The organism is Pseudomonas qingdaonensis, assembly GCF_018398475.1.
Lineage (GTDB): Bacteria > Pseudomonadota > Gammaproteobacteria > Pseudomonadales > Pseudomonadaceae > Aquipseudomonas > Aquipseudomonas palmensis.
In genome coordinates this window covers 252,686-276,472 of sequence record NZ_CP074676.1, presented here as the reverse complement: position 1 = coordinate 276,472, position 23,787 = coordinate 252,686, and the positions used below count along the sequence as shown (strand labels likewise).

Below are 23,787 nucleotides of genomic sequence, written 5' to 3'. Positions count from 1 at the left end.
TTGCCGGCGAAGGGCCCAACATGGCCTTTTGTGTTTCAGCGGTAGCACACCCCCAGCAGCGCATCGAGCTCTGCCTCGGTGATCAACCCCTGTGGATAACGTTCCACCAGTGCACGTCGTGGATCGGTCTTCCTGACCCGGAGGGTTCCATGGTGTTTCAACCACTGCGCCACTGCCTCAAGCGCCTCGAGGTTCACCACCGACGGGTGCGAAACCGGTTCACTTGTCGCATTCATTTCCACACGTACTCCCCAGAAGTGTGAGCGGCTACCTTAATCAAACTTTGTGACAGAACTGCGCCGTCGTACTTGCTTGAAATACAAGGCAAAACGAATACAAGAGGTGTGCCAGTTGCGTCGCCGGCCATCGCGCAGGCAAAAAAAAGCCCGTCGATGACGGGCTTGATTTGCCAGGCCGCTCTCAGCGCTTGGCAGGGGCGGGTTGCTGCTGGGTCAGGCAATGGATGTTGCCGCCGCCCAGCAACAGCTCGCGGCCCGGCACCATGACCACTTCGTGATCGGGGAACAGACGCGCCAGGACCGCTCTGGCCTCGGCATCGGTGGGGTCGTCGAAGCTCGGCGCGATGATCCCGCCGTTGACGATCAGGAAGTTCACGTAGGAACCGGCCAGGCGTACCGACGGGTTGCGCTCCTGGCTGCCGGCCACCAGATCGACCCCGGCGCACTCCTCTTCGGTAGCGTACAACGGGCCCGGGATCGGCATCTTGTGCACCACGAATTCACGGCCCCTGGCATCGCGCTGGCTTTGCAGCACCGCCAGGGCGGCGCGGCAGCGTGCGTAGTTGGGGTCTTGCGAATCATCGGTCCAGGCCAGTAACACTTCGCCCGGGCGAACGTAACAACAGAAGTTGTCCACATGCCCGTCGGTTTCGTCGTTGTACAGGCCCTCGGGCAGCCACACGATGGTGTCCACCGCCAGTTGATCGCGCAGGATCGCCTCGATCTGCTCGCGATTCAGGTGCGGGTTGCGGTTGTGGTTGAGCAGGCACTCCTCGGTGGTGATCAGGGTGCCTTCCCCATCCACGTGAATCGAGCCGCCTTCGAGCACGAAGCCCTCGGTGCGGTAACGCTGGCAGCGCTCCATTTCCAGCACCTTGGCCGCCACCTGTTCGTCGCGGTTCCACGGTGCGTACAGGCCGCCCTCGAAGCCGCCCCAGCTGTTGAAGCCCCAGTGCACGCCGCGCACTTCGCCGCTGTCGTTGATCACGAAGGTCGGGCCGGTGTCACGCACCCAGGCGTCGTCGTTGCTGATTTCCACCACACGGATGTTGGGCATGTCCAGTTGCGCACTGGCGTTTTCGTACTGGCCGGCCGACACACCCACGGTGACCGGCTCGAAACGCGCGATGGCCTTGGCCACCGCCACGTGGGCGGCCTGGGCCGGCTTGCCGCCCAGGCGCCAGTTGTCCGGGCGCTCGGGCCACAGCATCCATACCTGGGTTTGCGGTGCCCACTCGGCAGGCATGTGGAAGCCGTCGGCGCGCGGGGTAGTGTTCAGGGTCTTCATGGTCAGGATTCCAGTGAACCGTCGAGGGTTTTGATCGCACCATACAGGTTCGGACGGCGGTCACGGAAGGTGCCCCAGGCGCTGCGCACGTGTTCCAGTTTGTCCAGGTCGAAGCTGTGCACCAGCACGCCCTCTTCGGTCTGGTCCAGTTCCTCGACCTTTTCGCCGAACTGGTTGGCGATGAACGACGAGCCGTAGAAGGTGATGGCGTAGCCGTCCTGTTCTTCGCGGCCGATGCGGTTGCTGGCCACCAGCGGCATCAGGTTGGCGCCGGCGTGCCCCTGCTGCACACGCTGCCAGTGCTCGCGGGAGAGAATATTGGCATCGTGCGGTTCGCTGCCGATGGCAGTGGGGTAGAACAAAATCTCCGCGCCCAGCAGCGCCATGCTGCGGGCGCACTCGGGGAACCACTGGTCCCAGCAGATGCCCACGCCGATCTTGGCGTAGCGGGTCTGCCACACCTTGAAGCCGGTGTCGCCGGGGTTGAAGTAGTACTTCTCGTGGTAGCCGGGGCCGTCGGGGATGTGGCTCTTGCGGTACACGCCCAGGTTGCTGCCGTCGGCGTCGATGATCGCGATGCTGTTGAAGCGGGCGCGGCCGGCCAGCTCGTAGTAGCTGATGGGCAGCACCACCTGCAGCTCCCTGGCGAGCGTCTGGAAGTGCGCGATGGCGGCGTTGGTTTCGGTGGGCGTAGCCAGTTGCAGGTAGTCGGCGTTGGGCTTCTGGCAGAAGTACGGGGTTTCGAACAGTTCCTGGATCAGGATGATCTGCGCGCCCTTGGCGGCGGCTTCGCGCACCAGTTTTTCGGCGGTGGCGAGATTTGCCTGGCGGTCCCAGGAACAAGCCATCTGGGTGGCGGCGACGGTGACGGTACGGCTCATGGGAACCTCCTTGGGAAGGTACAAGGGAAGACGATGAGCACTTTATAGCCGATAAATATCGGCTTTAAAAGCCAAAAATAATTAAAACCCTCAGTTTCGTCCGATTATTAATCGATATTAATCGGCGCAAGGGAGGGTTCGTTGACTGCTTCGCTGGCAAGCCAGCGAATGCAGGACAGCGCCCTCCCGACTCCGCCGCTACACCCCCTGCATCAACACCCGCTCCACACTGTCCACAAAGAAATCCACGCTCGCTCGCGTAGTGCACATGGGCGGCTTGATCTTGAGGATGTTCAGGTAGTCACCGGTCGGCTGCATGAAGATGCCCAGCTCGCGCAGACGCTCGCACAGCGCCGCCGTCTCTTCGGTGGCCGGTTCCAGGCTGGCGGCATTGCGCACCAGCTCCAGGCCCAGGTAGAACCCCGACCCATGCACCGCACCCGCCAGCGGATACTTATCGACAAGCGCCTGCAGACGCGCCTTGAAGTACCCACCCACCTCGCGCGCGTTGTCCCACAGGCCCTCCTCCTCCATCACGTCCAGCACTGCCATGCCGATACGGCAACTCACCGGGCTGCCACCGGCCGACGAGAAGAAGTAACCCTCGGCCTCCAGCGCCTCGGCGATCTCGCGCCGGGTGATCACCGCGCCCAGCGGCTGGCCGTTGCCCATGCCCTTGGCCATGGTGATGATGTCCGGCACCACACCCTGCTGCTCGAAGCCCCAGAAGTACTCGCCCAGCCGCCCGTAGCCCACCTGCACCTCGTCGGCGATGCATACCCCGCCCCGCGCGCGCACCCTGGCATACACCTGCTGCAGATACCCCGCCGGCAACGGAATGCCGCCGGCATTGCCGTACACCGGCTCGCAGATGAACCCCGCCAGCTGACGCTCACCGATCTCGGCCAGGCGTTCGTCGACATCGCGCACATAGTCGGCGGTGGTGTCCTGCCCACGGTACTTGCCGCGGTAGGTGTTCGGTGCGGTCACCGGGTGCACCCAGTCGGGCCGGGTGCTCAATGCCTGCGGGTTGTCGGCGATGGAGGTCGAGATGGCATCGGTGGCCACCGACCAGCCGTGGTACGCCTCCAGCACGCTGAGCATGTCGCGCCCGCCGCTGGCCGCCCACGCCAGGCGGATCGCCAGGTCGTTGGCCTCGGTGCCGCTGTTTACCAGGAAAACCCGGTCCATCCCCGGCGGCGTCAGCGCCAGCAGGCGCTCGGAAAACTCGGCGATGGCCGCATAGTGAAAGCGCGAGTTGGTGTTGAGCAGCGACCACTGGCGCGCCGACTCGCTCACCATGCGCGGGTGCCCATGGCCCAGCACCGCGACGTTGTTGAGCATGTCCAGGTACGAGCGCCCCTGCATGTCGATCAGGTAGTTGCGCCAGCCGCGCTCGATATGTGGCGGCTGCTGGTAGTAGTGCTTCTGCGAGCGCGCGAAGCTGGCGTCGCGACGCGCCAGCAGGGCATGCGGGTCGGGCAGTGGCGCGGCGTCGCAGTCAAAGCCCAGCAGCGCAGCCGGCGAAGGGCACAGCACCTGCCACGCCAGCGCGCGCGAAGGCGCGACGAAGTTCGGCGGTTGCAGGCCGGCCACGCGGCAGAGCTGCACCTCGAGCTCGGTGGCGTGCCCCAGCGGCTCGCCCTGGGCGATGACCGCGCCCGATGCGGGGCTTTGCACCACCCCGCGCAGCCACAGGCTGGAGGCGTCACCTTCAAGGCACGCCCAGCCCTGCTCGCCGTGGCGCCAGGTGCCGGCAAACGGCGCCACCAGCGCACTGTCCACGGGCAGGTGCAACTCCACGTGCAGCGCACAGGTGTGCGGTTCCAGCGGGTTGTCGATATGAGTCTGCGACAGGCGGTACTGGGCATACAACGTGCTGGCCGGGGCCGCATGGGTACGCAGCAGGTGCTGGTCGATGCCGGGCTGCTGCCAGTTGCCGGTGCTGAAGTGCTCGCTCAGCACGCCAAGATCGACCCGCGCCACAGCCTGGTCGCGCAACCCCGGCAGCAGCATGCCCGTGGCCGGCAGCGGCGCGGGCGCAAGGCCGGCTAGTTGCATGATCGCCGCCTCCATCAATGCAAACGGCACACCGGCTGCCACCTCGAAGATCTGCCACTCATGGGCCAGGTTGTCGCGGCTGTAGGTGTTGCCGGGGTCGACGCCCACCTGCTGCTCGCCACTGAGCACCAGCACCGCCGCGCGCGCCACGATCATCGGCCATAGCGCTCGCAGCTCGGCCTCGTGCAGCGGGTTGAGCGCATGGTACGCAGCGATGGCCGGCAGGATGCGCAGCGGGTCGCCGTCGACATGATGCAGCAGCGCCGCGCAGGTCACCGACAGGTCGGCGATGCGCCAGGTGTGCAGCAGGTCGCCGAAATCGATCACCCCCTGCAACTGCCACTCGCGTGCGCCATCGCGCTGCCACACGGCGTTGTCATCGGTAATGTCCAGGTGCACCGCCTGCATCGGCAGCTGCGCCAGAAGCGGCTCTAGCGCCACGCGGGCCTGCTCGGCAATGGCCTGCACCCGCACCTTGCGCGGCCCGTCGGCCAGCACCGGGAGCAGGTGGGCGATCACCGCCTGGGCATGGCGCGGGTCCCATTGCAGGGTGCGCTCCAGCCCGGGGTGGGTGAAGTCCGCCAGCGCCAGGTCGACCCGTGCACACAGCGCCCCCAGCGCGTGCATCAGGCGCGGCGCCATGTACGGCAGGCGGGTCAGGGTCTGGCCCTCGATGTAGGTGAGCACCCGGGCGCGCACCGGCTGGCCGTCGATCGTCAGTGCCAGCAACGGCTCGCCACCGTTGGCACGACGAACGGCCGGTACCGGCACACCCTGACGATGCAGGTGCTCCAGCGCCGCATGCTGGGCTTCAAGCTCCTGCTGCGCATAGTCGCCATGGCAGACCTTGAGCACGAAGCGCCCGTGGGGCGTATCGACGCGAAAGTTCAGGTCCTGCTGGCTGCCCAGCGGCTGCAGCGTGCCTTGCAGCCCGTAATGCGCCTGCAGCAGCTGCGCCGCCTGGGCCGGGTCGAGATCGGGGCATGGCAGGCTGGCGCGGTGAATGAGGGTGTTCAGCGACATGGAGAAGGCCTCGATTTTTTTTGTCGCTTATATCGCCACCGCTGCTGCCGATAAGCAAGGGGAGTGACGAAGAGAAAGAATTGAACGTATTCTGACCCGCCGTCGATTTCGCCCTCCAACCCCGGGACAGACGCTTGAAGCAGGTTGCCATCCTCCAATCCAACTACATTCCCTGGAAGGGGTACTTCGACCTGATTGCGGCCGTGGACGAGTTCATCGTCTACGACGACATGCAGTACACCAAGAACGACTGGCGCAACCGCAACCGCATCAAGACCCCCAACGGCCTGGAGTGGCTGACCATCCCGACCGGGCAGAACATCAACCGGCGCATCCGCGACGTCGAGCTGGCCCCGGGCAACTGGCAGGCCAAGCACTGGAAGAGCCTGGTGGCCAACTACGCCAAGGCGCCTTGCTGGCACGAAGTGGCCGCATGGCTGCAACCGCTGTACCTGGACTGCCAGCACCGCAACCTGAGCGAGCTCAACGTGCTGCTGATACAGGCCGTGTGCGACTACCTGGGCATCACCACGCGCATCACCCGCTCGTGGGACTACACCCTGGGCGAAGGCAAGACCGAACGTCTGGTCGATCTGTGCCAGCAGGCCGGAGCCACGCACTATGTGTCCGGGCCGGCAGCCAGGGACTACCTTGATGAACAACAGTTCGCCGACAGCGCCATCGAGCTCAGCTGGTTCGACTATGACGGCTATCCGACCTATCCACAGCAATGGGGCGAATTCAGTCACGCGGTCAGCATTCTCGACCTGCTGTTCAACTGCGGGCCCCGCGCCGCGCACTACATGAGGTATGCCCCACGATGACTCGCGACATTTCCACCCCACGTCCACCTCTCGGCAGCCTGGTCATCGGCAGCACCTCCGTGATCGGCCAGGCCATCGCCCACGGCCTGGCGCAACTGGGCCCGGTGCAGACCGCAGGGCGGCGTGATGCCGACGTGTTCTTCGACCTGAGCCAGCCCGACCGCGTACCCGCCAGCGTGCCGCCGTTCGACGTGGTGGTACTGGCCGCCGCCGACTTTGGCGGCCCCGGCATCGACGACCTGATCCGCGCCGAGCAGGTCAACGCGGTCGGCACGCTGGCCGCCTGCCAACTGGCACAACGCAGCGAGGCCAGGCACCTGATACTGATTTCGTCGGTGTTTGCCAGCCACGTCCCGGGCGACCCTCACTACAGCATCTACTCGCTGTCCAAACGCCACTCCGAGGAGCTCGCCAGCCTGTTCTGCAGCGCGCACGGCATCGCCCTGACCATCCTGCGCCCCAGCCAGGTGTATGACGCCGCCGGTGCCTGCCGCACCCATCAGCCGCTGCTGTATGCCTTCGCCGACCAGGCCCAGGCCGGCAACGACATCAGCCTGTTCGGCAACAACGACGCGCGGCGCAACTACCTGCACCTGGACGACCTGGTGCAGATCTGCACCCGTGTGGCCGCCACCACGACCACCGGGCTGTTCAACTGTGTCCACCCCGACAGCCCTGCACTGAGCGAAATCGCCCAGGCCGCGTTGTCCGCCTTCGGCCAGCAGGGCCAGGTGCGCTTTCTGCGCGACAAGCCGGATGTGCCCGACCTGCCAGCGCAGCTGCTCGACCCGGCGTTGCACGCCGCCATCGACTTCATGCCGCAGGTGAATATCCACCAGGGTTTCGAAATGATCCGACAGCATCGGGAGCGCACGGCATGAGCACGGTCATGGTTACCGGCGTGGGCGCCATCATGGGCTACGGCCTGCTCAAGTCGTTGCGTGCCAGCGACCCGGCCGTGGTGCTGGTAGGCACCGATATCTACGACGATGCTGCCGGCAGGGCCTGGTGCGACGCCTTCGCGCAGGCGCCCCTGACCGCCAGCGCCGACTACCCGGCGTGGCTCGAACGGGTGGTCAGGCAGCACGCGGTCGACCTGGTGATACCTGGCATCGAGCAGGACCTGCACTGGTTCTCGGACCACCGTGAACAGGTGGCGCAACTGGGCTGTGGCGTGGTGCTCAACAGCCGAGCGCTGATCGATCTGTCCCGCGACAAGTGGGCGATGGACCAGGCGCTGGCCGCCGCCGACGAGCCGGCGCGAATCCCCAGCTACCTGTCGGGCAGTTTCGCCGAGCTGGTCCGGACCCTGGGCCTGCCCTTCCTGCTCAAGCCACGTCGCAGTTATGCCTCCAAGGGCCTGGTGTGGGTACAAAGCGCCAGCGACTTCGAACCCCATGCGCACCTGCTGGGCGAGGTGCTGATGGCCCAACCGATCATCGGCAGCGCCGAGCAGGAGTTCACCGTGGCGGTGTTCGGCGATGGCGAAGGCGGCAGCTTCGGGTCGATCACCCTGCAGCGCAAGCTGGCCGCCGACGGTTCCACCGCCAAGGCCTGGGTGCGCCAGGAGGCTTCGCTGGATGAAGTGGTGGCGCGCCTGTGTGCACACTTCAGGCCCGTGGGCCCGACCAACCTGCAGTTTCGCCGCGATGCCGACGGCAGCTGGAAACTGCTGGAGATCAACCCGCGTATCTCCTCCACCAGCTCCATGCGCCGGGCCTTCGGCTACAACGAGGCGGCCATGTGCCTGGACTTCTTCCTGAACCGCAAGGCGCCCCCCACCCCCGAGATCCGACCGGGGTTCGCGGTGCGCTACATCGAGGAGCTCGTGGTCCATGATCGGGATCATTTCTGATATCCACGGCAACTTCGTCGCACTCTCGGCGGTGCTCGACGAGCTGGAGCGCCTGGGCGTGTCGCAGATCATCTGCCTGGGCGACACGGCCGGGTACTACTGCCAGATCAACGAGTGCTGCGACGCGCTGCGCGAACGCGGCATCTTCAGCCTGATGGGCAACCACGACTGGTACCTGTCGAGCAACACGCCCTGCCCACGCTCCAACAGTGCCAACGCCTGCCTGGACTACCAGAAGGGCATCCTCACGGCCGCCAACGCGGCATGGCTCGCGGCATTGCCCGCACGCGGCCGGCAACACGGCATCGAGCTGGTGCACGGCGGCTGGAACGACCCCATCGAAGAGTACCTGCGCCCCTCGCAGGCGTATTTCGAGGCGCTGCCCGGCACGCACTTCGCCTCGGGCCACACCCATGTGCAGATGCTCTGGCAGGGCCGCGGCAAGGTCTACTGCAACCCCGGCTCGGTCGGCCAGCCACGCGACGGCGACCCGCGTGCGGCCTTCGCCACCTGGCACGCCGGCCAGTTCACCCTGCACCGTGTGGCCTACGACATCCCGCGCATGCAGCAGGCGATGAGCGACGCCGGGTTCACCGCGTACTTTTCCGACAACCTGCCCCTCGGCGCGCAGATCGGCGGCAGGATCAGCCACTATTAACTACGCGGGCATTCGGCCGATAGCCTGACGTCGGCCAGCGCTGCGTTGCCCTTGCACCGGCCGGCGCCTGGCGACAAGCTACGAGCCACCTGAACACCACCCGCTGCACCAAAGGCCATTCGACATGCGCATACTCATCACCGGCGGTGCCGGCTTCATCGGTTCGGCGCTGGTCCGCCACCTGATCGAGCACACCGACCACCACGTGCTCAACCTGGACAAGCTGACCTACGCCGGCAACCTGGAGTCGCTGCACAGCATCGCCAGCAACACCCGCTACGAGTTCGTGCAGGCCGATATCGTCGACCAGGCCACGGTGAGCGCGGTGCTGGAGCGCTTCCGGCCCCAGGCGATCATGCACCTGGCAGCCGAGTCGCATGTCGACCGCTCCATCGACGGGCCAGCGGCGTTCATCCAGACCAACATCGTCGGCACCTACAGCCTGCTCGAAGCCACCCGCGCCTATTGGGGCACGCTGCCGGCCGCCGAGCGCGAGGCGTTTCGCTTCCATCACGTGTCCACCGACGAGGTGTATGGCGACCTGCATGGGGTCGACGACCTGTTCACCGAAACCACCCCCTACGCACCCAGTTCGCCCTACTCGGCGAGCAAGGCCGCGTCCGACCACCTGGTGCGCGCCTGGCAGCGCACCTACGGGCTGCCGGTGCTGCTGACCAACTGCTCGAACAACTACGGGCCGTACCACTTCCCGGAAAAACTCATCCCGCTGGTGATCCTCAACGCCCTGGCGGGCAAGCCGCTGCCGGTGTACGGCAACGGCCAGCAGGTGCGCGACTGGCTGTTCGTCGAGGACCATGCCCGCGCCCTGCTCAAGGTGGTCACCGCAGGTGAGGTGGGCCAGACCTACAACATCGGCGGGCACAACGAGCAGACCAACCTCGAGGTGGTGCACGCCATCTGCGCACTGCTTGAAGAGCTGGCCCCCGCACACCCGGCGGGCGTGGCGCGCTATGCCGACCTGATCACCTTCGTGCAGGACCGCCCCGGCCACGACCTGCGCTACGCCATCGACGCCGGCAAGATCGAGCGCGAGCTGGGCTGGCGCCCTGAAGAAACCTTCGCCACCGGCCTGCGCAAGACCGTGCAGTGGTATCTGGATAACCTGGAATGGTGCCGCCATGTGCAGGACGGCAGCTACCAGGGCCAGCGCCTGGGCAACAGCGATTTCAAGGACCTGATTGCATGACCAAAGGCATCGTACTGGCAGGCGGCTCCGGCACGCGCCTGCACCCCATCACCCTGGGCATTTCCAAACAGCTGCTGCCGGTATACGACAAGCCGATGATCTACTACCCGATCTCGGTGCTGATGCTGGCCGGCATCCGCGAGATCCTGATCATCTCCACCCCTCACGACCTGCCACACTTTCGTCAGCTGCTGGGCGACGGCAGCCAGTTCGGGGTGCACTTCGAGTATGCAGAGCAGCCCTCGCCCGACGGCCTGGCCCAGGCGTTCCTGATCGGCGAATCGTTCATCGGTGACGACTCGGTGTGCCTGATCCTGGGCGACAACGTGTTCCACGGCCAGCGTTTCACCGAGCAACTGCTGCGCGCCGCCGCCCACTCCAGCGGCGCAACGGTGTTCGGCTACTGGGTCAAGGACCCGGAGCGTTTCGGCGTGATCGAGTTCGACGCGGCAGGCAACGCCCTGTCGATCGAAGAAAAGCCCGCGCAGCCCAGGTCCAGCTACGCGGTCACCGGCCTGTACTTCTACGACAACGACGTGGTGCGCATCGCCCGCGACATCAAGCCTTCGCCGCGTGGGGAGCTTGAGATCACCGATGTCAACAATGCCTACCTGCGCCGTGGCGACCTGCGCGTGGAGCGCTTCGGGCGTGGCTTCGCCTGGCTCGACACCGGCACCCACGACAGCCTGCTGGAGGCCTCGCAGTACGTGCAGACCATCGAGCATCGCCAGGGCCTGAAGGTCGCCTGCCTTGAAGAGATCGCCTTCCAGCAGGGCTGGATCTGCCAGGAGCGTCTGCTGGAGCGGGCCAAGGCCTTCGGCAAGACCGGCTACGGCCAGTACCTGTACGGCCTGACCGGAGACCAGCAATGGAAGTGATCGCCACCGCGCTACCGGACGTGCTGATCCTCGAACCCAGGGTGTTCGGCGATGACCGCGGGTTCTTCTACGAGAGCTTCAACGCCCAGGCCTTCAGGGCCGCAACCGGCATCGATGCACAGTTCGTGCAGGACAATCATTCGCGCTCGCTGCGCGGCGTGCTGCGCGGCCTGCACTATCAGGTGCACAACCCCCAGGGCAAGCTGGTGCGCGTGACCCAGGGCGAGGTGCTGGACGTGGCGGTGGATATCCGCCGCAGCTCGCCGACCTTCGGGCAATGGGTGGCGGTACACCTGTCGGCCGCCAACCACCGGCAGGTGTGGATCCCCCAGGGGTTTGCCCACGGTTTCCGGGTGCTCAGCGACAGCGCCGAGTTCCTGTACAAGACCACCGACTACTACAACCCGAGCGCCGAGCGCTGCATTCGCTGGGACGACCCGCAGCTGGCCATCGACTGGCAACTGGACGCACCGCCGCAGCTGTCGGCCAAGGATCAGGTCGGCCAGTTGCTCAAGGACGCCGACCTGTTCCCATGAAAATCCTCATCACCGGGCGCAATGGCCAGCTCGCCCAGGCCCTGCAGCAGCGCCTGGCCGGGTTGGGCCAGGTGCATGTACTGGGCCGCGAACAGCTCGACCTGGCCGAGCCCGAACGCATCCGCCAGGTAGTACGCGAGCTGAGCCCCGACCTGCTGGTGAACGCCGCCGCCTATACCGCCGTCGACCAGGCCGAAAACGAACCTGCGCTGGCCTTCGCCATCAACGCCACTGCACCCGGCGTACTTGCCGAGGAGGCCGCACGGCTGGGCGTACCGCTGCTGCACTACTCCACCGACTACGTGTTCGACGGCAGCAAGGCCACGCCCTACACCGAAGACGACGCGCCCAACCCCCTGAGCGTGTACGGACGCAGCAAGCTGGCTGGCGAGCAGGCCATCCATGCCGTGGGCGGCGCGCACCTGACACTGCGCACCAGCTGGGTGTACTCGTTGCACGGGCGCAATTTTCTGCTGACCATGCAGCGTCTGCTGCAGGAAAAACCGCAGCTGCGCGTGGTCGCCGACCAGATCGGTGCACCGACCTGGGCCGGTAGCCTGGCCGCCAGCACCCTGGCGTTGATCCAGCGCTGGCAGGCCGGGCAGGCGGGTGCGTGGGGCACCTACCACATGACCGCGCAGGGCCAGACCTCCTGGTTCGGTTTCGCCCAGGCCATCGGCGAGCATCTGAAGGCTCAGGGCAGGCCCTGCGCGCAGCTGCTGCCGATCCCGTCCAGCGAATACCCGACCCCGGCGCAGCGCCCACTGAACTCGCGCCTGAACTGCAGCCGCCTGCGCCAGCAGTGGCAGGTGGAGCAGCCAGACTGGCGTCAAGCGCTGATCGAGTGCCTGAAGTAGCGCATAATGCGGCCAACGTTTCTGCGCCCTTTGCGACCCCATCGCGGGTCAAGCCCGCTCCCACGGGATAATCAGTGGCCTTGTGGGAGCGGGCTTGACCCGCGATGGGCTGCAACGCGGCCCCCCACCAAAGCCCGGTTTGCGATGACCATGACCCCGACCCTCCCCCGCCGTCCGCGCTGGCGCAGCCTGGCCCTCCTGGCGCTGTGCCTGGCGCCGCTGCTGTGGCCGCTGCAACGTCTGGCCGAGCACTACTACCAGGAGGAACTGGCCAGCCAGAACCGCCAGACCCTGGACCTGTACGTGGCCAACCTGCTGGGCACCCTGCACCGCTACGAGACCCTGCCGCAGATCCTCGGTGACCTGCCGGCATTGCGTGCGGTGCTGGCCGACCCGATACGCCTCGAGACCCTGACCAACGCCAACCGCCTGCTCGACGACATCTGCGCGCAGACCGGCGCCGAGGTGATGTACCTGATGGACGTCAACGGCAACACCCTGGCGGCCTCCAACTGGAACAAGCACGACAACTTTGCCGGGCGCAACTTCTCGTTCCGCCCCTACTTCAGCGAAGCCATGCAGGGCCGGCTGGGGCGTTTCTTCGGCCAGGGCACCACCTCGGCCAAGCGCGGCTACTTCTTCGCCGCAGCAGTGCGTGACGGCGACCAGGTGATCGGCGTACTGGTAGCCAAGATCGACCTGGACCACACCGAAACCCTGTGGGGCAAGACCCCCGAGCAACTGCTGGTGACCGACCACAACGGCGTGGTGATCCTCACCTCGCGCCCCGACTGGCGCTTTCGCGCCACGCGCCCGCTCAGCGAGGCCGAGCGCGACGCGATCGTGGCGATCCAGCCCTACCCCACCACCACGCCCAAGCCCCTCAGGCTCAACCCCGATGCCTGGCTGACCCAGACCCAGGCCATCCCCGAGACCGGCTGGCAGGTCAGCATCCTGGCCCCGCGCACCCTGGTCGACCGCTCGGTGAGCACGGTGCTGTTCATCGGCGCCGCCACCCTGCTGGTGGTGATGCTGCTGCTCGGGCTGGTGATGCAGCGCCGGCGCAACTACATGGACCGCCTCGACTTCGAGGCCCGCGCCCGCCAGGAGCTGGAGCTGCGCGTGGCCGAACGCACCGCCGCCCTCGAAGGCCTCAACAGCCGCCTCAAGACCGAAGTGCTTGAGCGCGAGCAGGCCCAGCAGGAACTGGTGCGCGCCCAGGACGAGCTGGTGCAGGCCGGCAAGCTGTCGGTGCTGGGCACCATGTCGGCAAGCATCAGCCATGAGCTCAACCAGCCGCTGGCGGCGATCCGCAGCTACGCCGAGAACGCCGAGATCCTGCTCGACCACCAGCGCACCGACGATGCGCGCAGCAACCTCAAGCTGATCAGCGAACTGACCGGGCGCATGGCCTCGATCATCGCCCACCTGCGCGCCTTCGCCCGGCGTGACCGGCATGCGCCGGAAAGCGTGGCGCTGCAGCCGGCACTGGACGACGCCCTGGCCCTGCTGGCCAAGCGGCGGCGGGCGATGGCGGTGGAACTGGTGCGCGACCTGCCCGAGGCCACCCTGTGGGTGCAGGCCGGCGAAACCCGCCTGCGCCAGGTACTGGGCAACCTGCTGGCCAACGCCCTCGACGCACTGACCGAAAAGGCCAACCCGCGCAAGCTCTGGCTAAGTGCCGAACGCCGCGAAGGCAGCGTCTACCTGACCATTCGCGACAACGGCCCGGGCTTCAGCAGCCAGGCCCTGCTGCGCGCACGCGAGCCGTTCTTCACCACCAAGACCCGCACCCAGGGCCTGGGCCTGGGCCTGGCGATCTGCGATACGCTGATCAACGCGCTGGGCGGTGAGCTGGTGCTGGCCAACCACCCGGAAGGCGGTGCGCTGCTGACCCTGCAACTGCGCGTGGCCACCCCCGGCGCCGCGCTTCAAACCTCGGAGGACTCCTCGGCATGACGACCGACACACTGATCGACAGCCGCACCCAGGTCGTCCTGGTCGATGACGACCCGCACCTGCGTCAGGCCCTGAGCCAGACCCTGGACCTCGCCGGCCTGCGCGTGCTGCCCCTGAGCGACGCCCAGGGCCTGGCCGCGCGCCTGGAAAGCGACTGGCCCGGGGTGGTGGTGAGCGATATCCGCATGCCCGGCATCGACGGCCTGCAACTGCTCGAACAACTGCATGCCCAGGACCCGGACCTGCCGGTGCTGCTGATCACCGGCCACGGCGACGTGCCGCTGGCGGTGCAGGCGATGCGCGCCGGGGCCTACGACTTTCTCGAAAAGCCCTTCGCCAGCGACGCCCTGCTCGACAGCGTGCGCCGCGGCCTGGCGCTGCGCCGCCTGGTGCTGGACAACCGCAGCCTGCGCCTGGCCCTGAGCGACCGCCAGCAACTGAGCACGCGCCTGGTGGGCCAGTCGACCCCGATGGCCCGGCTGCGCGAGCAGATCGGCGCGCTGGCCGGCACCCGCGCCGATGTGCTGATACTGGGCGAGACCGGCGCCGGCAAGGAGGTGGTGGCGCGCGCGCTGCACGACCTGTCGAGCCGGCGCGACGGCCCGTTCGTGGCGATCAACGCCGGTGCCCTGGCCGAATCGGTGGTCGAGAGCGAGCTGTTCGGCCACGAGCCCGGCGCCTTTACCGGGGCGCAGAAGCGGCGCATCGGCAAGTTCGAATTCGCCAATGGCGGCACGCTGTTTCTCGATGAAATCGAGAGCATGAGCCTGGATGTACAGGTCAAGCTGCTGCGCCTGCTGCAGGAGCGGGTGGTCGAGCGCCTGGGCGGCAACCAGCTGATCCCGCTGGATATCCGCATCATCGCCGCCACCAAGGAAGACCTGCGCCAGGCCGCCGACCAGGGGCGCTTTCGCGCCGACCTGTATTACCGCCTCAACGTCGCGCCGCTGCGCATCCCCCCCCTGCGCGAGCGCGGCGACGATGTGCTGATGCTGTTCCAGCACTTTGCCGACGCCGCCAGCGAACGCCACGGCCTGCCCCCCCACGTGCTGCAACCGGCGCAACGTGCGACGCTGCTGCGCCATGCGTGGCCGGGCAACGTGCGCGAGCTGCAGAACGCCGCCGAGCGCTTCGCCCTGGGCCTGGAGCTGGCCCTGGACGGCGACAGCCCTGGCCCGGTCGATCAGGCGCAGGCAGCGCCGGGCAGCGGCAACCTCAGCGACCAGGTCGAGCAGTTCGAACGCTCGCTGATCGCCGCCGAACTGACCCGACCGCACAGCTCGATGCGCAGCCTGGCCGAAGCCCTCGGCGTGCCGCGCAAGACCCTGCACGACAAGCTGCGCAAACACGGCCTGAGCTTTGCCGACAGCAATGCCAGTGGCACCGACGACACCGAGGACAACCGCTGATGAACCCGAGCCATTACCTGCAGGACGTGCTGCACGCCGACATCCCGCTGACCCGCGAGATGGGCCTGCAGGTGCTCGACTGGCAGCACCAGCGGCTGCGCCTGCAATTGCCGCTGGCGGCCAACGTCAACCACAAGAGCACCATGTTCGGCGGCAGCCTGTATTGCGCGGCCGTGCTGGCAGGCTGGGGCTGGCTGCACCTGCGCCTGCGCGAGGCGGGCATCGGCGACGGGCATATCGTCATCCAGGAAGGCCAGATCAGCTACCCGCTGCCGGTCACCGGCGCCGGCGTGGCGGTGTGCGCGGCGCCCGAGACCAAGGTCTGGGAGCGCTTCGTGGCCACCTACCAGCGCTACGGCCGCGCGCGCCTGACCCTGCACACCCAGGTGTTCAACGAAGGCAGTGAAACGCCCGCCGTGCAGTTCGGCGGGCAGTACGTGCTACACCGCTGAGGCGAGCGCGAGCAGGCTGGCGCGCCACGGCGCTGCGGCTGGCAGGGCAAGGAAGAAAGGATTGAGCAGGCTTTCGCGGGATGGGTAGGCGAACGGCTGGCCGTCCAGGCCCAGCACTTCGCCGCCGGCGCCTTCGAGCACGCCCTGGGCGGCGGCGGTGTCCCACTGCGAGGTCGGCGCCAGGCGCGGGTAGCAGTCGGCGGCGCCTTCGGCGAGCAGACAGAACTTGAGCGAGCTGCCCACGGAGGTCAGCTCCAGCTCACCCACCGCCGCACTCAGGCCGGCCAACAGGCGCTCCTGCTCGGGGCTGCTGTGGCGGCGGCTGGCGACCACGGTGAACGGGGTGCCGGCAGGCGGCGCCGCACGCACGCTGATCGGCGCTGCCGGCGCGTGCGGGTCTTCGTGCCAGGCGCCCAGGCCCTGGCCACCGTAGTAGCAACGCCCCGTGGTGGGCACCCCGACCACGCCGAATACCACCCGACCCTGTTCGACCAGGGCGATGTTGACGGTGAACTCTTCGCTGCCGGCGATGAACTCCTTGGTGCCGTCCAGCGGGTCCACCAGCCACCAGCGCTGCCACTGTTGGCGCTCGGCCAGGCCGATGTCGCAGTCTTCCTCGGACAGCACCGGGATATGGGGCGCCAGCCGCTGCAGGCCGGCGGCGATCACGTGGTGGGCGGCGATATCGGCTGCGGTCACCGGCGAGGCATCGAGCTTGGTCTGCACGGCCACGTCCGCACGCCAGAACGGCAGGATGGCAGCGCCCGCCTGTCGGGTCAGCTGCACCACCTGCTGCATCAGTTCGCGGTCGTTCATGCGCCGAACACGCCGCGCTGGGTCAGCAGGTCACGCACCAGGTACAGCGCCGCCAGCGCCCGCCCTTCGGAGAACTGCGGATGCTGGGCCAGGGCCGAGAGCTCGCGCAGGTTGACCTTGTCGACACGCATCGGCTCGGGCTCGTCGCCCTCCAGGCGCTCTTCGAACAGGTCGGTGGCCAGCACCACCTGGATCTTCTGGCTCATGTAGCCGGGCGACAACGACAGCTCGGTCAGGTGTTCCAGCTGCCGGGCGCCGAAGCCGGCCTCTTCCTTGAGTTCACGGTTGGCCGCCGCCAGCACGTCTTCACCGGGCTCGATCAGGCCCTTGGGCAGCGACAGCTCGTATTCGTCGGTGCCGCCGCAGTATTCCTCCACCAGCACCGCGTGCTCGGCATCGAGCATCGCCACGATCATCACCGCGCCATAGCCGTTGCCGCGCCCGACCAGGCGTTCATAGGTACGTTCGGTGCCGTTGCTGAAGCGCAGCTCGACCGCTTCGACACGGAACAGGCGGCTGCTTGCAACAATTTCGCGGCTGAGGACAGTGGGTTTCTGGCGCATGAGGGGGCGGCTCCTTGGCGGTAACGGGGTACTATACCGTCCACCGAGTCTGGATCGAACGAGAATATTTCACATGCCCTCCCTGGCCTGGCACGACATCGATAGCGTATTGCTGGATATGGACGGCACCCTGCTGGACCTGCACTACGACAACCACTTCTGGTTGGAGCACCTGCCCCAGCGCTACGCCGAGCTGCATGGCATCAGCCGTGCGATGGCCGAGCTGGAAATGCAGCCACTGTTCGAACGCCACGCCGGCTCGCTGAACTGGTACTGCCTGGATTTCTGGAGTGCCGAGCTGAAGCTGCCGGTGCGCGAGCTGAAACTGGAAACGGCCGACCTGATCGCGCTGCGCCCGGACGCCGACACCTTTCTGCAGGCGATCCGCCAGGCCGGCAAACGGGTGATCCTGATCACCAATGCCCATCGCGATTCGTTGTCGTTGAAGCTGGAGCGGGTGGCGCTGGCGCCCTATTTCGAGCGGCTGATCAGCTCCCATGACTATGGCTTCCCCAAGGAAGACCAGCAATTCTGGAGCGCATTGCACGCGGATACCGGGTTCGACCCGGCACGCAGCCTGTTCATCGACGACACCCTGGCGATACTGCGCAGCGCGCGCGACTTTGGCGTGGCGCACCTGCTGGCAGTGCGCCAGCCGGACAGCCGCAAGGGGCCGCGGGATACGGCGGAGTTTGCGGCGCAGGAAGATTATCGGGACTTGTTGCTGGGGCTGTAGGCCGCTTCGCCGGCTCCTACACAAGGCACCTTACCTGTAGGAGCCGGCGTTGCCGGCGAAGACCGCACCACCAAGCTGGAGCCTTACTCCGGAATACGCAGCGTCTGCCCCGGGTAGATCTTGTCGGGATGGCTCAGCAACGGCTTGTTGGCCTCGAAGATCTTGTTGTACTGGTTGGCATTGCCATACACCGCCAACGAAATCGCACTCAGCGTGTCGCCCTTCTTCACCACCACGAAACGCGCCGCCGCCACGACCGGGCCGGTCACGGTGAGCTGGTCGTCCACCGACGCCACGCCGGCAATGTTGCCCAGCGCCAGCAGGATCTTCTCCTTCTCTTCCTGGCTGCCTACCTCGCCCTTGACCGTGACCTTGTCGCCGTCGACGGTGGTCTGGATGTTCGGGTTGCCCAGGCCGACCTTCTGCACGTGCTCCTTCAACTGGTCGTCAGCCTTGGCGTTGCCGGGGGTGAGCAGGTCGATCAGTTTTTCACCCGCTTCTTTCACGAAACTAAAAATGCTCATCCTGTGCTCCTTAGGTATCAATGACCGGAGCAGGCAGTCTAGGACAAGATAGAATGCTTCGCCTGCCAATGCCCCGGAACGACGATGGATATCAAACAACTCAAATTCCTCATCGCCCTGGATGAAACCCGCCACTTCGGCCAGGCCGCCGCGCGCTGCCACGTGACCCAGCCCACGCTGTCGATGCGCCTGCGCAACCTGGAGCGCGAACTGGGCCTGCCGCTGGTCAACCGCGGCCAGCGTTTCGAGGGCTTCACCGCCCAGGGCGAGCGCGTGCTGGCCTGGGCGCGCTCGGTACTCTCGGCCTACGACGGCCTGTACGCCGAGGCCGCCGCCTGTCGCGGGCACCTGGCCGGCACGTTGCGCCTGGGGGTGGTGCCGCTGTCGAGCTTCGACCCGCTGCCGCTACTGCAGCGCCTGCACCGCCAGCACCCCGAGCTGCGTTTCGAGCTGAGCGCGTTGAGCTCCGAACAGATTCTCGACCAGCTGGCGAGCAACCGCCTGGACCTGGGCGTGTCGTACCTGGAGCGTCTAGACAGCGAGCGCTTCGAGGCCCTGCCCCTGGGCGACACACGCATGGGCCTGCTGTTCGACCCACGTCACTTCGCATTCGCCGAACAGCCGTTGAGCTGGGAGGCCGTGGCCGAGCTGCCGCTAGGCCTGCTGACCGCCGGCATGCACTTTCGCCAGTCCATCGACCACGCCTTCCATACCCGCGGCCTGGCCCCGCAGTTGCTGTTGCAGACCGACGCCGTTCATCAGCTGGTGCAAGCGGTGGAGGGTGGCCTGTGCTGCGCGGTGATGCCGCTGAACGCCGGGCTCGAAGCACTCACCGGGCACCTGCGCCTGCAACCGATAGACCAGGCAACCACGCTGGCGCCCCTGGGGCTGATCATGCGCCGCAGCGCGCCGCGCTCGGCCCTGGCCGAGGCCTGCATCGCCGAGTACCGCCTGTCGCTCGACCCGGCGTGATCGACGCGCTCTATCAATGCATCGGCAGTAGCGATTAGACGATACCCGAGTGCAGGCCTAGGCTTAAGGCTGACCTGCCTGCCGGTACCTGCCGATGACCATCAAACCCCCGGCCTGCGGGGCGTCCACGCCCCTGGCCGCGCCCGCTGCCAGCAACCGCTACGACTACCGCCAGCTTGACGACAACAGCCAGGGTGGCGCCGACCTCGCCGAAGAGGTGGCCCTGGCGATCGCCTACAACGGCATCAGCCAGGCGGTGATGCTGGTGAGCCCTACCGATCTGCACGACTTCATCGTCGGTTTCAGCATCGGCAGCGGCATCATCGCCTCCCCCGACGACATCTATGACGTGAGCTTCACGGCCAGCGGCTCGGCCATCCATGCCGAGGTGCAGATAGCCAGCCGCGCCTTCTGGAACCTCAAGAACCAGCGCCGCCAACTGGCCGGCACCAGCGGCTGCGGCCTGTGTGGCGTCGAGGCGGTGGAGCAGGCGCTGCCCGATCTGCAGGTGCTGCCCGGCGCGCCCCTGCCGCCGCCGCACTGGCTGGACGGCCTGCGCCAGCGCATCAGCGCCTTCCAGCCACTGGGCCAGCACTGCGGCGCGGTGCACGCGGCACTGTTCATGAACGATCAGGGCGAACTGCTGCTGGGCCGCGAAGACATCGGCCGGCACAACGCCCTGGACAAACTGATCGGAGCCCTGGTGCGTCAGCACATCGCCCTCGACGGCGGCCTGGCAGTAGTCACCAGCCGCTGCAGCCTGGAGCTGATCCAGAAGGTGCTGCGCGCCGGCATCCAGACCCTGGTGAGCCTGTCTGCGCCCACCGGCCTGGCGCTGCAATGGGCGCGCCGCCACCAGCTCAACCTTATCCACCTGCCGCACCACAGTGCGCCAAGGGTCTACAGCCCGGCGCAGGAGAGTCGCCCGTGAGCCTGCATCATCAAGCCGACCAGAAGCCGGTCCCCCGCTACAAGCCCTACCACGGCGCCGCCGGCGGCTGGGGCGCGCTGCGCAGTGTGGCGCAGGCCTGGATCGGCAGCGACAACGCGCTGAAGAACATCCGCGCCCTGCTCAAGACCAACCAGAACGGCGGCTTCGACTGCCCGGGCTGCGCCTGGGGCGACTCGCCGGAAAGCGGCATGGTCAAGTTCTGCGAGAACGGCGCCAAGGCGGTCAACTGGGAGGCCACCAAGCGCCGGGTCGATGCGGCCTTCTTCGCCCGCCACAGCGTCACCTCGCTGCTGGGCCAGAGCGACTACTGGCTGGAGTACCAGGGCCGGCTCACCGAGCCGATGGTGTACAACCCCTCCAACGACCGTTACCAGCCGATCAGCTGGGACAACGCCTTCGCCCTGATCGCGCGCCACCTCAACGGCCTGACCAGCCCCGACCAGGCGGAGTTCTATACCTCGGGCCGGGCCAGCAACGAGGCGGCCTACCTGTACCAGCTGTTCGTGCGCGCCTACGGCACCAACAACTTCCCGGACTGCTCGAACATGTGCCACGAGGCCAGCGGCGTGGCCCTGGGCCAGAGCGTCGGGGTCGGCAAGGGTACGGTGACCTTCGACGATTTCGAGCACGCCGACGCGATCTTCGTGTGGGGCCAGAACCCTGGCACCAACCACCCGCGCATGCTTGAACCGCTGCGCGAGGCGGTCAAGCGCGGTGCCCAGGTGGTGTGCGTGAACCCGCTCAAGGAGCGCGGCCTGGAGCGCTTCCAGCACCCGCAGCACCCGCTGGAGATGCTCACCAACGGTGATCGTCCGACCAACACCGCCTATTTTCGCCCCGCCCTGGGCGGCGACATGGCGCTGCTGCGCGGCATGGCCAAGTTCCTCCTGCAGTGGGAGCGCGAGGCGCAGGCAACAGGTGCGCCAGCGGTGTTCGACCATGCCTTCATCGCCGAGCACACTGCGGCCGTGGAGGCCTACCTTGAAGTGGTTGAGGCCAGCAGCTGGGAGCAGATCGTGCAACAGTCGGGCCTGGGCCTGGCCGATATCGAGCAGGCCGCACGCATGTATGCGCGGGCCGAAAAAGTCATCATGTGCTGGGCCATGGGCATCACCCAGCACCGTCACTCGGTGCCGACCATCCAGGAAATCGCCAACCTGATGCTGCTGCGCGGCAACCTTGGGGTGCCAGGGGCCGGGCTATGCCCCGTGCGCGGCCACAGCAACGTGCAGGGCGACCGTACCATGGGCATCAACGAACGCCCGCCGGTGGCGCTGCTGGATGCACTGGAGCGCCGCTTCGGCTTTGCCGTGCCGCGCCACAACGGCCACAACACGGTGGAGGCGATTCGCGCCATGCTCGATGGCAAGGCGCGGGTGTTCATCGGGCTGGGCGGCAACTTCGCCCAGGCCACCCCCGACACCGAACGCACTGCACAGGCGCTGCGCAACTGCGAGCTGACGGTGCAGATCAGCACCAAGCTCAACCGCAGCCACCTGATCCACGGGCAGCAGGCGCTGATTCTGCCGTGCCTGGGACGTACCGATATCGACCTGCAGGGCGAAGGCCCGCAGGCAGTGACAGTGGAGGACTCGTTCAGCATGGTGCATGCCTCCAACGGCCAGCTCAAACCGCTGTCGCGCCAGATGCGCTCGGAGCCGGCGGTGATCGCCGGAATCGCTGCCGCCACCCTGGGCAGCAAACCGGTGGACTGGCACTGGCTGGTGGCCGACTATGGGCGCATTCGCGAACTGATCGCCGACACCATTCCAGGGTTCGAGGGGTTCAACCAGCGCCTGCAGCACCCCGGTGGCTTCTACCTGGGCAACAGCGCCGGCCAGCGCCAGTGGAAGACACCCAGCGGGCGGGCCAACTTCAAGGCCAATGCGTTGCCCGACGACCTGCTGCACGAGAGCGTGCGCGCTAGCGGCCAGGTGCCGGACCTGATCATGCAGTCGATGCGTTCCCACGATCAGTACAACACCACCATCTACGGGTTGGATGACCGTTACCGTGGGGTCAAGGGGCAGCGCGACGTGCTGTTCGCCAACGAGGCGGATATCATCCGGCTGGGTTTCAACCCCGGTGACAAGGCCGATATCGTGTCGTTGTGGGGCGATGGCCGCGAGCGCCGGGTCAAGGGCTTCACCTTGCTGGCGTTCGACATTCCGGCGGGGCAGGCGGCAGCGTACTACCCCGAGGTGAACCCGCTGGTGCCGCTGGAAAGCGTGGGCGATGGCAGCCATACGCCGACGTCGAAGTTCGTGGCGATCAGGATCGAGGCGGCCAGCGCCACGGCCAGGATCATCTAGGCCCCTTCGCCGGCAACGCCGGCTCCCACAGGGTCTTGCGGCGCATGCAGAACGCTGTGGGAGCTGGCTTGCCAGCGAAGAGGCCAGTGCGTTCAGCGCATAACTGCAGGCAAGAAAAAGGCCCTGGCATCACTGCCAGGGCCTTCGTCCCAAGTAAGCTCAGACCCGCAAAAACGCATTAAGTTTCACTGTAAAAACAGTAACTTATAAAATTGTATACACGTCGTGCCAATCGTCGGATTTGCGTTGCCAGCGCGTGTTGCAGAGCCTCAGGATCGCCTCGTCATCCCTTTGAGGCTCCCTTATGAAGTACTCCTCGATTCTGCTGTTGTCTCTCGGCCTGCTCAGTGGCGTTGCCTCGGCAGGTGGCTCCACCGAAGCCGGTATCGGCGGCGCATTGGGCGGGGTATTGGGTTCGGTGGTTGGCCAGTCGATCGGTGGCAGCACCGGTTCGGCCATCGGCGCCGGCCTGGGCGGTGCAGCCGGTAGCGCGGTAGGTGCCGACAAGCGCAGCCGCGGCGAGGCGGCCATCGGTGGCGCACTGGGTGCGGCCGGCGGCAACGTGGTGGGCCGCAGCGTGGGCGGCAACACCGGCAGCCTGATCGGCGCCGCAGCCGGCGGCGGTGCGGGCGGTGCACTGGGCAACTACATGGGCAACAAGAGCGACGACGAAGACCGCCGCTACAACAACCGCGGCCGCGGCTACGATGACCGCCGCCACTACCGCGATCGCGGCCACCACTACGGCCATCGCAAGCACGACAAACGCTGGCGTCACCGCTGAA

The 23,787-nt window shown here is 66.8% G+C and carries 23 protein-coding genes; 16 read left to right on the top strand and 7 right to left on the bottom strand.

Annotated features, from left to right (window positions below):
* Positions 1-35: 35 nt before the first annotated feature.
* The 4 genes from KH389_RS01280 to KH389_RS01265 all read right to left on the bottom strand — a co-directional run bounded on the left by KH389_RS01280 (position 36) and on the right by KH389_RS01265 (position 5,492).
* Complete coding sequence (locus KH389_RS01280) at positions 36-236, bottom strand: hypothetical protein (protein ID WP_078481589.1); 201 nt, start codon at positions 234-236, stop codon at positions 36-38.
* A 184-nt stretch (positions 237-420) separates the two neighbouring features.
* Positions 421-1,527 carry an agmatine deiminase gene (gene aguA / locus KH389_RS01275; RefSeq protein ID WP_213606715.1) on the bottom strand — a complete coding sequence of 369 codons (1,107 nt, stop codon included), beginning with the start codon at positions 1,525-1,527 and terminating at the stop codon, positions 421-423.
* 2 nt (positions 1,528-1,529) lie between these two features.
* Complete coding sequence (gene aguB / locus KH389_RS01270; RefSeq protein ID WP_043861659.1) at positions 1,530-2,408, bottom strand: N-carbamoylputrescine amidase; 879 nt, start codon at positions 2,406-2,408, stop codon at positions 1,530-1,532.
* A gap of 198 nt (positions 2,409-2,606) precedes the next feature.
* Positions 2,607-5,492 carry an aminotransferase gene (locus KH389_RS01265; protein ID WP_213606714.1) on the bottom strand — a complete coding sequence of 962 codons (2,886 nt, stop codon included), beginning with the start codon at positions 5,490-5,492 and terminating at the stop codon, positions 2,607-2,609.
* Positions 5,493-5,626: 134 nt separating this feature from the next.
* Between KH389_RS01265 and KH389_RS01260 the strand changes: the two genes are divergently transcribed.
* The 11 genes from KH389_RS01260 (at position 5,627) to KH389_RS01210 (ending at position 16,127) form a co-directional block, all read left to right on the top strand.
* Complete coding sequence (locus KH389_RS01260) at positions 5,627-6,316, top strand: WbqC family protein (RefSeq protein ID WP_078481593.1); 690 nt, start codon at positions 5,627-5,629, stop codon at positions 6,314-6,316.
* Positions 6,313-7,197, top strand: a complete 885-nt coding sequence (locus KH389_RS01255) for an NAD-dependent epimerase/dehydratase family protein (protein ID WP_161493043.1) — start codon at positions 6,313-6,315, stop codon at positions 7,195-7,197. The genes KH389_RS01260 and KH389_RS01255 overlap by 4 nt, the downstream gene beginning before the upstream one ends.
* On the top strand, positions 7,194-8,171 hold the full coding sequence (locus tag KH389_RS01250; protein WP_054915926.1) for an ATP-grasp domain-containing protein: 978 nt from the start codon (positions 7,194-7,196) through the stop codon (positions 8,169-8,171). The genes KH389_RS01255 and KH389_RS01250 overlap by 4 nt, the downstream gene beginning before the upstream one ends.
* Positions 8,152-8,829 (top strand): metallophosphoesterase family protein, encoded by a 678-nt coding sequence (locus tag KH389_RS01245; RefSeq protein WP_043861653.1) that lies wholly within the window; start codon positions 8,152-8,154, stop codon positions 8,827-8,829. The genes KH389_RS01250 and KH389_RS01245 overlap by 20 nt, the downstream gene beginning before the upstream one ends.
* Positions 8,830-8,953: 124 nt before the next feature.
* Complete coding sequence (rfbB, locus tag KH389_RS01240; RefSeq protein WP_043861652.1) at positions 8,954-10,036, top strand: dTDP-glucose 4,6-dehydratase; 1,083 nt, start codon at positions 8,954-8,956, stop codon at positions 10,034-10,036.
* Entirely contained in the window at positions 10,033-10,914 is an 882-nt protein-coding gene (gene rfbA, locus KH389_RS01235) for a glucose-1-phosphate thymidylyltransferase RfbA (RefSeq protein WP_054915924.1), read from the top strand. Before rfbB ends, rfbA begins: the two co-directional genes overlap by 4 nt.
* Positions 10,905-11,450: a dTDP-4-dehydrorhamnose 3,5-epimerase gene (gene rfbC / locus KH389_RS01230; protein ID WP_043861650.1), complete on the top strand. Its 546-nt coding sequence runs from the start codon at positions 10,905-10,907 to the stop codon at positions 11,448-11,450. Before rfbA ends, rfbC begins: the two co-directional genes overlap by 10 nt.
* Positions 11,447-12,307: a dTDP-4-dehydrorhamnose reductase gene (gene rfbD, locus KH389_RS01225; RefSeq protein ID WP_213606713.1), complete on the top strand. Its 861-nt coding sequence runs from the start codon at positions 11,447-11,449 to the stop codon at positions 12,305-12,307. Before rfbC ends, rfbD begins: the two co-directional genes overlap by 4 nt.
* A gap of 144 nt (positions 12,308-12,451) precedes the next feature.
* Positions 12,452-14,266 carry a sensor histidine kinase gene (locus KH389_RS01220; RefSeq protein WP_081315192.1) on the top strand — a complete coding sequence of 605 codons (1,815 nt, stop codon included), beginning with the start codon at positions 12,452-12,454 and terminating at the stop codon, positions 14,264-14,266.
* On the top strand, positions 14,263-15,675 hold the full coding sequence (locus KH389_RS01215; protein ID WP_043861648.1) for a sigma-54-dependent transcriptional regulator: 1,413 nt from the start codon (positions 14,263-14,265) through the stop codon (positions 15,673-15,675). The genes KH389_RS01220 and KH389_RS01215 overlap by 4 nt, the downstream gene beginning before the upstream one ends.
* Complete coding sequence (locus KH389_RS01210) at positions 15,675-16,127, top strand: YiiD C-terminal domain-containing protein (RefSeq protein ID WP_213606711.1); 453 nt, start codon at positions 15,675-15,677, stop codon at positions 16,125-16,127. The genes KH389_RS01215 and KH389_RS01210 overlap by 1 nt, the downstream gene beginning before the upstream one ends.
* Here KH389_RS01210 and cysQ read toward each other — a convergent pair.
* Together cysQ and nudE are read right to left on the bottom strand one after the other, a co-directional pair.
* Entirely contained in the window at positions 16,116-16,943 is an 828-nt protein-coding gene (gene cysQ, locus KH389_RS01205) for a 3'(2'),5'-bisphosphate nucleotidase CysQ (RefSeq protein ID WP_100632954.1), read from the bottom strand. The genes KH389_RS01210 and cysQ overlap by 12 nt on opposite strands.
* Positions 16,940-17,506, bottom strand: a complete 567-nt coding sequence (gene nudE / locus KH389_RS01200; RefSeq protein ID WP_043861645.1) for an ADP compounds hydrolase NudE — start codon at positions 17,504-17,506, stop codon at positions 16,940-16,942. The genes cysQ and nudE overlap by 4 nt, the downstream gene beginning before the upstream one ends.
* Before the next feature lie 73 nt (positions 17,507-17,579).
* Here nudE and yrfG point away from each other — a divergent pair, with 73 nt between their 5' ends.
* Positions 17,580-18,242 carry a GMP/IMP nucleotidase gene (gene yrfG, locus KH389_RS01195; RefSeq protein ID WP_213606709.1) on the top strand — a complete coding sequence of 221 codons (663 nt, stop codon included), beginning with the start codon at positions 17,580-17,582 and terminating at the stop codon, positions 18,240-18,242.
* 83 nt (positions 18,243-18,325) lie between these two features.
* On the opposite strand, the gene lysM is transcribed toward yrfG, so the two are convergent.
* On the bottom strand, positions 18,326-18,766 hold the full coding sequence (gene lysM, locus KH389_RS01190; RefSeq protein ID WP_058541679.1) for a peptidoglycan-binding protein LysM: 441 nt from the start codon (positions 18,764-18,766) through the stop codon (positions 18,326-18,328).
* 84 nt (positions 18,767-18,850) lie between these two features.
* On the opposite strand from lysM, the gene KH389_RS01185 reads away from it, so the two are divergent.
* From KH389_RS01185 to KH389_RS01170, 4 genes are all read left to right on the top strand, one after another.
* Complete coding sequence (locus KH389_RS01185) at positions 18,851-19,738, top strand: LysR family transcriptional regulator (RefSeq protein WP_054915921.1); 888 nt, start codon at positions 18,851-18,853, stop codon at positions 19,736-19,738.
* A gap of 94 nt (positions 19,739-19,832) precedes the next feature.
* The gene (gene fdhD, locus KH389_RS01180; protein ID WP_054915920.1) at positions 19,833-20,669 is read left to right on the top strand and encodes a formate dehydrogenase accessory sulfurtransferase FdhD; all 837 of its coding nucleotides are present in this window, start codon (positions 19,833-19,835) and stop codon (positions 20,667-20,669) included.
* Entirely contained in the window at positions 20,666-23,002 is a 2,337-nt protein-coding gene (locus KH389_RS01175; RefSeq protein ID WP_054915919.1) for an FdhF/YdeP family oxidoreductase, read from the top strand. The genes fdhD and KH389_RS01175 overlap by 4 nt, the downstream gene beginning before the upstream one ends.
* 304 nt (positions 23,003-23,306) lie before the next feature.
* Complete coding sequence (locus tag KH389_RS01170) at positions 23,307-23,786, top strand: glycine zipper domain-containing protein (RefSeq protein ID WP_043861639.1); 480 nt, start codon at positions 23,307-23,309, stop codon at positions 23,784-23,786.
* Position 23,787 lies beyond the last annotated feature (1 nt).

Coding starts and splice junctions, on each gene's coding strand:
- KH389_RS01280 (WP_078481589.1), bottom strand. CDS start 236: ATGAATGCGACAAGTGAACCGGTTTCGCACCCGTCGGTGGTGAACCTC.
- aguA (WP_213606715.1), bottom strand. CDS start 1,527: ATGAAGACCCTGAACACTACCCCGCGCGCCGACGGCTTCCACATGCCT.
- aguB (WP_043861659.1), bottom strand. CDS start 2,408: ATGAGCCGTACCGTCACCGTCGCCGCCACCCAGATGGCTTGTTCCTGG.
- KH389_RS01265 (WP_213606714.1), bottom strand. CDS start 5,492: ATGTCGCTGAACACCCTCATTCACCGCGCCAGCCTGCCATGCCCCGAT.
- KH389_RS01255 (WP_161493043.1), top strand. CDS start 6,313: ATGACTCGCGACATTTCCACCCCACGTCCACCTCTCGGCAGCCTGGTC.
- KH389_RS01250 (WP_054915926.1), top strand. CDS start 7,194: ATGAGCACGGTCATGGTTACCGGCGTGGGCGCCATCATGGGCTACGGC.
- KH389_RS01245 (WP_043861653.1), top strand. CDS start 8,152: ATGATCGGGATCATTTCTGATATCCACGGCAACTTCGTCGCACTCTCG.
- rfbB (WP_043861652.1), top strand. CDS start 8,954: ATGCGCATACTCATCACCGGCGGTGCCGGCTTCATCGGTTCGGCGCTG.
- rfbA (WP_054915924.1), top strand. CDS start 10,033: ATGACCAAAGGCATCGTACTGGCAGGCGGCTCCGGCACGCGCCTGCAC.
- rfbC (WP_043861650.1), top strand. CDS start 10,905: ATGGAAGTGATCGCCACCGCGCTACCGGACGTGCTGATCCTCGAACCC.
- rfbD (WP_213606713.1), top strand. CDS start 11,447: ATGAAAATCCTCATCACCGGGCGCAATGGCCAGCTCGCCCAGGCCCTG.
- KH389_RS01220 (WP_081315192.1), top strand. CDS start 12,452: ATGACCATGACCCCGACCCTCCCCCGCCGTCCGCGCTGGCGCAGCCTG.
- KH389_RS01215 (WP_043861648.1), top strand. CDS start 14,263: ATGACGACCGACACACTGATCGACAGCCGCACCCAGGTCGTCCTGGTC.
- KH389_RS01210 (WP_213606711.1), top strand. CDS start 15,675: ATGAACCCGAGCCATTACCTGCAGGACGTGCTGCACGCCGACATCCCG.
- cysQ (WP_100632954.1), bottom strand. CDS start 16,943: ATGAACGACCGCGAACTGATGCAGCAGGTGGTGCAGCTGACCCGACAG.
- nudE (WP_043861645.1), bottom strand. CDS start 17,506: ATGCGCCAGAAACCCACTGTCCTCAGCCGCGAAATTGTTGCAAGCAGC.
- yrfG (WP_213606709.1), top strand. CDS start 17,580: ATGCCCTCCCTGGCCTGGCACGACATCGATAGCGTATTGCTGGATATG.
- lysM (WP_058541679.1), bottom strand. CDS start 18,766: ATGAGCATTTTTAGTTTCGTGAAAGAAGCGGGTGAAAAACTGATCGAC.
- KH389_RS01185 (WP_054915921.1), top strand. CDS start 18,851: ATGGATATCAAACAACTCAAATTCCTCATCGCCCTGGATGAAACCCGC.
- fdhD (WP_054915920.1), top strand. CDS start 19,833: ATGACCATCAAACCCCCGGCCTGCGGGGCGTCCACGCCCCTGGCCGCG.
- KH389_RS01170 (WP_043861639.1), top strand. CDS start 23,307: ATGAAGTACTCCTCGATTCTGCTGTTGTCTCTCGGCCTGCTCAGTGGC.